The sequence below is a fragment of the Mesorhizobium sp. M7A.F.Ca.ET.027.03.2.1 genome, from assembly GCF_003999175.1.
Lineage (GTDB): Bacteria > Pseudomonadota > Alphaproteobacteria > Rhizobiales > Rhizobiaceae > Mesorhizobium.
The window spans coordinates 1-6,322 of sequence record NZ_RZOM01000267.1 but is presented as its reverse complement, the minus strand read 5'-3'; the positions used below and the strand labels follow the sequence as shown (position 1 = coordinate 6,322).

The window sequence follows — 6,322 nt, the reverse complement described above, 5'->3', positions numbered from 1 at the left end:
GGCCATTCTCGGGCTGGCCGGCGCCAATGTCGGCACCTACCGGCAGCAGCTCGAAGCGATCCTGCCGTTCAGCATCAGCCGCGTCGAGACCGACGCCGAGATCGCGCTGGAGGGCGCTGTCGGCTCGGGTGACGGCGCCATGGCGATCCTCGGCACCGGCACCGCCTATATGGCGCGCAGACAAGGCAAATCGCGGGCCATCGGCGGCTGGGGTTTCCAGGTCGGCGACCAGGGCAGCGGCGCCCGTATCGGCCGCGACCTGCTCGAACAGACACTGCTTGCCTATGACGGCGTTCGCGCCGGTTCGCCGCTGACGCACAGCATGCTGGCCGTCTTCCGCAACAACCCGGAAGACGTCGTCGAATTCACCACCAATGCCAAGCCGGGCGATTTCGGCGGCTTCGCACCCAAGGTGTTCGAGCATGCCGAGAAGGGCGACAGCGTCGCCAACTGGATCCTCGACAGGGTGGTCACCGATGTCGAAGCCTCGCTCGGCGCGCTCGACCTTGCTGACGACGCGCCGCTGTGCCTGCTCGGCGGGCTGGCGCCGCTCTACGCGCCGCGCCTGTCTGCCCGCTACCAGGCACTGCTGAAGCCGCCGCTCGACGACGCGCTGGGCGGCGCGGTGCAGATGGCGGTCCGCCTTTTCGCCGGACACGCGGAGGCAACTCGATGAGCGAGGCCGCCGACCAGATCTTCGCCACGCTAAAACATCAGGCGCAAAGCGGCGCGCCGCTTTATCTGCAGCTTCGCAAGAGCATCGAGGACGCGGTCAATCGCGGCCTGATCGGGCCGGGCGACGCGCTGCCTTCCGAGCGCGACATCGCCACCAAGGCCGATATTTCGCGGGTCACCGTGCGCAAGGCGGTGCAGGATCTGGTCAAGGGCGGCATCCTGGTGCAGCGCCACGGCTCCGGCACTTTCGTGGCGCCGCGTATGGAGCGTGTCGAACAGTCGCTGTCGCGGCTGACCTCGTTCACCGAAGACATGGCGCGGCGCGGCATGGCTGTGCGTTCGGCATGGCTCGACCGCGGCCTTTACGCACCTTCGCCCGACGAGATGATGGTGCTCGGCCTGTCCTCGAGCGAACTGGTGGCGCGCGTGGCGCGCCTGCGCATCGCCAACGACACGCCGCTGGCGATCGAGCGCGCCTCGCTGTCGGCCAGCGTGTTGCCCGACCCGGCCGATATAGGCTCCTCGCTCTATGCGGCGCTGGAATTGACTGGCAACCGGCCGGTGCGCGCCGTGCAGCGCATTTCCGCCGCCAATCTCGGCGACAGCGACGCGCGCCTGCTCGAAGTGCCGCCAGGCATTGCAGGCCTGCACATCGAACGCATCTCCTATCTGGCGAGCGGCAAGGTGATCGAATTCACCCGCTCCATCTACCGGGGCGACGCCTATGATTTCGTCGCCGAACTGCGGCTGACCGGGCCGAGCGAAGAGGGCCGACCATGAGCACGACAGAGCCGACCATGTCGGCAGAAATGACCCATATGCGGCGCGAGATCGAGGAGGTCCCGCAAGCGGTCGCCCGCCTGCTCGACGGCTCCGGCGCGGTGCTGACCGAGGCCGGGCGCGGCATCAGGGAACGCGACCCGCAGTTCGTCGTCACCGTGGCGCGCGGCTCGTCCGACCATGCCGCCACCTTCATGAAATACGCCGTCGAGCTGACCGCGGGCCTGGCCGTGGCGTCTGTCGGACCGTCGATCGCCTCGATTTATGGCCGCAAGCTCAGGCTCGCCGGCTCGGCCTGCCTGGCGATCTCGCAGTCGGGCAAGAGCCCCGATATCGTCGCCATGGCCGAAACCGCGCGGGCGGGGGGCGCGCTGACCGTCGCCATCACCAACACCGCTGATTCGCCGCTGGCGCGTGCTTCGGACTATGCGATCGATATCCTGGCCGGCCCCGAGCGCAGCGTGGCGGCCACCAAGACCTTCATCAATTCGGCGGTCGCCGGCCTCGCTCTGATGGCGCACGCCACCGGCGACGATGCGCTGTTGGCCGCACTTGCCCGCCTGCCGGAACATTTCAGCAAGGCGATCGCCTGCGACTGGATGAGCGTGCTCTCTGAGACGATCGAGAAGCAGAAGTCGCTGTTCATCCTCGGCCGCGGACCGTCGGCAGCGATGGCCAATGAAGCGGCGCTGAAATTCAAGGAGACCTGCGGCATGCATGCGGAAGCCTATAGCGCGGCCGAAGTCATGCACGGCCCGCTGGCGCTGATCGGCCCCGATTTTCCGGTGCTGGCGCTGGCTGCGCGCGACGCCTCCGAACCGTCCATTGCCGAGGCCGCCGACAGCCTGGCGGCCAAGGGCGCGCCGGTGTTCGTCACCTCCGCGCTTGCCAAACGCGCCGTGCGCCTGCCGCATGTTGCCACCGGCCATCCGCTGACCGATCCGCTGACGCTGATCGTCTCCTTCTACATGTTCGTCGAGGCCTTTGCCCGCCATCGCGGTCTCGATCCGGACACGCCGCGCAATCTTCGCAAGGTGACGGAGACAGTATGAGCGATCGCTTTGCCCTGACTGGCGCCCGGATTTTCGACGGCGACGACTGGCATGAAGGCCACGCACTTGTCGTGCGCGACGGTCTCGTCGAGGCCATTCTGCCCACTGGTGCCATCCCCTCGGATATCCGCGTCGTCGACACCGGTGGCGGCCTTCTGGCGCCGGGGTTCGTCGACCTGCAGGTCAACGGCGGCGGCGGCGTCATGCTCAACGACCACCCCGATGTCGCTTCAATCGAGACCATCTGCCGCGCGCACGCGCCCTTCGGCACGACGGCGCTGCTGCCGACGCTGATCACCGACACGCCTGCAATCACGGCCGCCGCTGTCGCCGCCGGCGAGGCAGCGGCGCGCCAGAAGGTGCCTGGGTTTCTCGGACTGCATCTCGAAGGCCCGCATCTGTCGGTCGCCCGCAAGGGCGCGCATGATCCGGTGCTGATCCGGCCGATGACGGATGCCGATCAGGCGATGCTGATCGCCGCGCGGCAAAAACTACCGGTGCTGCTCACCACCATTGCCCCTGAATCCGTCGAGCCGGCGCGCGTCGCGGTGCTCGCCAAAGCGGGCATCATCGTCAGCCTTGGCCACTCCGATACCGGCTATGCCGCCGCCAGCGCCTTTGCCGAGGCCGGCGCCTCGATGATCACCCATCTGTTCAACGCGATGAGCCAGATCGGCAACCGAGAGCCTGGCCTGGCGGGCGCGGCCATCGACATCGGCACCTTGTCGGCCGGTCTCATCGCCGACGGCATCCATGTCGACCCGGCCACCATCAAGATCGCGCTGCGCGCCAAGCAGGGGCCGGCCAGGATCGTGCTGGTCACCGACGCCATGGCGACAATCGGCACCGAGATGACGTCGTTCACGCTCAACGGCCGCACCATCTATCGAAGGGACGGCAGCCTGAGGCTCGCCGACGGAACGCTGGCGGGCGCCGATCTCGACATGATCTCGGCCGTTCGTTTCATCCACCGCGTCGTCGGGGTCGAGCTTTCCGAAGCTTTGCGCATGGCCTCACTCTATCCGGCGCAAGCAATCGGTCAGTCGCACCGGCTTGGCCGATTCGCCAACGGCACGGCTGCGGATATTGTCGCTCTGTCGGACGATCTCGACACGAAGGGCGTCTGGATCGGCGGCGAAAAGGTTTTTGCGGCCGGCTCCGACACTGTGCGTTGATATCAGGTCAAGTCGGCTGACGTCATGAAACCTTTTGATTTTGAGGTCGTTGTCGGAGCGTATGTCCGAGGCGAAACCCAAATTGAAACAGGCCGACGGCATCAAACCGCGCGGTGCCTTGAAGCCGCCACAGAAAGCGCCGCGTGACCAAAGGCCACGCCACGAGGAGCTGCGCGAAAAAAAGCTGTCGAGTGCCGAAGCTACCCCGGAGGTCGACGGCCAGCCGGGGCCACCACCGGATGCTGTCGAGCCCGATCCGCAACTGACGCCCGAAGGGGCCGAGCAGGAGCGCAAGAAATATCTGCTGCGGCGTTTCTGGATCAGCGCGCGCGGTTACTGGAGCCGGCGCGGCGACCGGCTTGCCTGGCCATTGACGATCGGGGTGCTGCTGCTGATCTGCATCAATATCGGCTTCCAGTATGGCATCAATGTCTGGAACCGTTCGATGTTCGATGCCCTCGAGCAGCGCAACGCCCGCAGCGTCTATTTCCTCAGCGCCGTCTTCGTGCCGCTGGTAATCTGCAGCGGCAGCCTTGTCGTCGCGCAGGTCTACCTGCGCATGACGATCCAGCGCCGCTGGCGTTCCTGGCTGACCACCGCGGTCATCGCGCGCTGGCTGGCAGGCGGCCGCTACTACCAACTGAATCTCGTCGGCGGCGACCACCAGAACCCCGAGGCCCGCATGACCGAGGATCTGCGCATCGCCACCGAGTCGCCGGTCGATTTCATCGCCGGCGTCCTCAACGCGTTCCTGTCTGCCTCGACCTTCATCGTCGTGCTGTGGACCATCGGCGGCGCGCTCACTTTGCCGATCGGCGGCGAGAGCATCACCATTCCCGGCTTCCTGGTCATCACCGCGATGATCTATGCCGCCATCACCTCGACCGCGATGGTGGTCATCGGCCGCAATTTCGTCCAGCTCTCCGAGCGGAAGAACCAGGCGGAGGCCGAACTGCGCTACACGCTGACGCGCGTGCGCGAAAACGGCGAGAGCATCGCCTTGCTGGGCGGCGAGGAAGAGGAGCGCAGCGGCATCGACAGGAATTTCGGCCATGTGCTGAGGCAATGGGCGCTGCTGACGGGCCAGCACATGCGCACGGCGGCGGTGTCGCAGGGATCGAGCCTGTTTGCGCCGGTCGTGCCGATCCTGCTGTGCGCGCCAAAATTCCTCGAAGGCTCAATGACACTTGGCGAGGTGATGCAGGCAGCGTCCGCCTTTGGCATCGTGCAAGGCGCGTTCGGATGGCTGGTCGACAACTACCCGCGTCTTGCCGACTGGAACGCCTCCGCGCGGCGCGTAGCTTCGCTGATGATGTCGCTCGACGGGCTCGAGCGTGCGGAGCAGAGCGATGCGCTTGGACGCATCCAGCACGGCGAAACCGACGACGGTGCCATGCTCAGCCTCGACGATCTCTCCGTGACGCTCGACGACGGCACCGCCGTGGTCAAGGAGACCGAGGTTGCGATCGAACCCGGTGAGCGGGTGCTGGTGGCCGGCGAATCCGGCTCGGGCAAGTCGACGCTGGTGCGGGCCGTCGCGGGCCTGTGGCCGTGGGGCGGCGGCAGCGTCAATTTCCACGCCGACAGGCGACTGTTCATGCTGCCGCAACGCCCCTACATCCCCTCGGGCACGCTTCGCCGCGCGGTCGCCTATCCCGCGGCGGCGGACAAGTGGACGATCAAACAGATCAAGGCCGCCCTCGACAAGGTCGGCCTCGCCTACCTTGCCGAAAGGATCAAGGAAGAAGCGCCATGGGACCAGACGCTGTCGGGCGGCGAAAAGCAGCGTCTCGCCTTCGCGCGCCTGCTGCTGCACCGCCCCGATATCGTCGTGCTGGATGAAGCAACCTCGGCGCTCGACGAGAAGAGCCAGGACACCATGATGGCGACGGTGATCCGCGAATTGCCTGATGTCACCATCATCAGCGTGGCGCACCGGGCCGAGCTGGAAGCCTTCCACAGCCGCAAGATCACCCTGGAACGGCGCGAGGGCGGCGCCAAGCTTGTCAGCGACATCAACCTCGCCCCACGCAAGCGCAACCTGCTGAAGCGTGCCTTGTGGGGTTCCGGCAGCCGGGCCGAAAGGCCGCGCAAGGAGTAAGGCGCCCTGCCCCAGGCACCGCCCAACTATGGTGCGTATATGTCCTTGTAGGTATCGCGCAGCACGTTTTTCTGTACTTTGCCCATGGTGTTTCGCGGCAGTTCATCGACGAAGATCACCCGCTTCGGGTGCTTGTATTTCGCCACCCGCCCGGCGATGGCGCCGAGAATTTCGGCACCGGTGATCCGTGATGACGGCGCACGCACGACGACAGCGGTGACACCTTCGCCGAAATCCGGATGGGCAACGCCGATGACGGCGCTTTCGCTAACCCCGTCGAGCGCGTCGATCTCGCTTTCGAGTTCCTTCGGATAGATGTTGTAGCCGCCCGATATGATAAGGTCCTTGCCGCGGCCGACGATGTGGACGTAGCCGTCGGCGTCGATCATACCGAGATCGCCCGTGATGAAAAAACCGTCGGCTCGGAATTCCGCCTTGGTCTTCTCCGGCATGCGCCAATAGCCGCCGAAGACGTTTGGGCCCTTCACCTCGATCATGCCGAACTCGCCCTGCGCAAGCGCTGCGCCGCTGTCTGGATC

General features: G+C 66.1%; 5 protein-coding genes and 1 pseudogene. 5 read left to right on the top strand and 1 reads right to left on the bottom strand.

Annotation, left to right across the window (positions count from 1 at the left end; all coding sequences use genetic code 11):
- The 5 genes from EN750_RS13975 to EN750_RS13955 all read left to right on the top strand — a co-directional run.
- Window positions 1–676: BadF/BadG/BcrA/BcrD ATPase family protein (locus EN750_RS13975; RefSeq protein WP_127396761.1), on the top strand; the 676-nt coding region annotated here is incomplete at its 5' end.
- Entirely contained in the window at window positions 673–1,455 is a 783-nt protein-coding gene (locus tag EN750_RS13970) for a GntR family transcriptional regulator (RefSeq protein WP_027040192.1), read from the top strand. The genes EN750_RS13975 and EN750_RS13970, both read left to right, overlap by 4 nt.
- Before the next feature lie 17 nt (window positions 1,456–1,472).
- Window positions 1,473–2,507, top strand: a complete 1,035-nt coding sequence (locus EN750_RS13965; RefSeq protein WP_164873926.1) for an SIS domain-containing protein — start codon at window positions 1,473–1,475, stop codon at window positions 2,505–2,507.
- Window positions 2,504–3,682: an N-acetylglucosamine-6-phosphate deacetylase gene (nagA, locus tag EN750_RS13960; RefSeq protein WP_127396759.1), complete on the top strand. Its 1,179-nt coding sequence runs from the start codon at window positions 2,504–2,506 to the stop codon at window positions 3,680–3,682. The genes EN750_RS13965 and nagA overlap by 4 nt, the downstream gene beginning before the upstream one ends.
- A 61-nt stretch (window positions 3,683–3,743) precedes the next feature.
- Window positions 3,744–5,783 (top strand): ABC transporter ATP-binding protein/permease, encoded by a 2,040-nt coding sequence (locus tag EN750_RS13955; protein ID WP_127396758.1) that lies wholly within the window; start codon window positions 3,744–3,746, stop codon window positions 5,781–5,783.
- Between the two features lie 26 nt (window positions 5,784–5,809).
- Here EN750_RS13955 and EN750_RS13950 read toward each other — a convergent pair.
- Window positions 5,810–6,322: pseudogene (locus EN750_RS13950) on the bottom strand (AMP-binding protein); the annotation flags it as partial.